The organism is Oleiphilus sp. HI0125 (assembly GCF_001635355.1).
Genome location: NZ_LWGF01000943.1, coordinates 1 through 1640 on the forward strand (window position 1 = coordinate 1; position 1640 = coordinate 1640).

Here is a 1640-nt window from a genome sequence, read left to right on the forward strand (position 1 = left end):
AGCTGCTGTTGGTCTTAATACTGAGCTATAAAATCATAGGATGGAGATACCCATGTCAAAACGTCGCGTTGCTGTCACAGGTTTAGGTGCGTTAACCCCGCTCGGGAATACGGTTGCCGAAACTTGGGACAAACTAATAGCGGGAGAAAGTGGCATCGGTTTGATTGAGCGCTTTGACACGACAGATTTACCTGTAAAAATCGGTGGTGAAATCAAAGATTTCGATTTGTCAGAATACATTGATCGAAAAGAAGCGCGACGTATGGACGCGTTTATGCACTATGGCATGGTTGCTTGTATGCAGGCTGTGCAGGATGCAGAGCTCGAGTCCTTATCTGAAGAACAACTAAAACGGACAGGCGTTGCGGTAGGGTCTGGCATTGGCGGTATCGAAACGATCGAATGTACACGAGATACCTTCCATAAGTCTGGCTCTCGACGCGTATCACCATTCTTTGTGCCTAGTGCAATCATCAATATGATCTCTGGCAACGTCGCCATTAAGTATGGTTTTAAAGGTCCTAACATTGCGGTTGTGACGGCTTGTACGACAGGTACGCACAATATTGGTTACGCTGCGCGAACCATCGCTTATGGCGATGCAGACGTGATGTTAGCAGGCGGAGCGGAGATGGCTACAACGCCAGTTGCAATCTCGGGCTTCGCTAATGCAAAAGCGCTTTCATCGCGTAACGACGAACCAACAAAAGCATCACGACCTTGGGATAAAGGACGAGATGGCTTTGTGTTATCAGATGGTGCGGCTTGTGTTGTGCTTGAAGAATATGAACACGCGAAAGCACGTGGTGCGAAGATTTATGCTGAAGTGATTGGCTTCGGTATGAGCGATGACGCATTTCATATGACAGCGCCTTCTGAAGATGGCGAAGGTGCATTGACCTCAATGCAAAATGCCTTGAATGATGCAGGCATACCAGCCAGTGAACTTGATTACATCAATGCGCATGGTACTTCGACTCCCCTGGGTGATTTAGCGGAAGCGCAGGCAATTCAGAAATTAGTCGGCGATACCAATGAGAAGCTCTTAGTAAGCTCTACAAAGTCATCGACTGGCCATCTACTCGGTGCAGCTGGTGCGATTGAAGCGATCTTCAGTGTGCTTGCGATTCGTGACAATATTGCACCACCAACTATTAACGTTGAAGATAAAGAAGAAGCTGTCACGTTAGATATTGTGCCTAATCAAGCCCGTGAAGCAGAAATTAATACTGTGTTGAGTAACTCATTTGGTTTTGGTGGCACGAACGGCACCTTGATCTTTAAAGCTGTATAAGCGTTTATCTTTAGAAAACAACAATAAATTCAGAGGTTCTCAATGGGGGCGCTCCTGTATTCCTCGCTTGAGGAAGAATCTACATCTCCGCTTAGTTTGAGTAACCGGGGTCTCGCGTATGGCGATGGTATCTTCGAAACCATTCGTGTTGTTCAAGCTAAAGTGCCCTTACTAGATTACCATCGCGCCCGATTTCTCCGTGGTGTTGAGGTACTCTCTCTTGGTTCTAGTCTGGAGCTACTAGAAACTTTTGATGATCAGCTAGAGAACGCCGTTCGTCAGCTACAATTGCACGGTCATGAGAACGGTCTGGTTAAACTCATCGCTACACGCAAAGAAGGTGGGC

1 protein-coding gene and 1 pseudogene are annotated in these 1640 nt (G+C 46.9%); both read left to right on the plus strand.

What is annotated here, in order from left to right; genetic code table 11:
- Positions 1-52 precede the first annotated feature (52 nt).
- A complete protein-coding gene (fabF, locus tag A3762_RS16190; RefSeq protein ID WP_068479310.1) occupies positions 53-1294 on the plus strand; it encodes a beta-ketoacyl-ACP synthase II in 1242 nt (413 codons plus the stop codon).
- Between the two features lie 42 nt (positions 1295-1336).
- Positions 1337-1640: pseudogene (locus A3762_RS16195) on the plus strand (hypothetical protein); the annotation flags it as partial.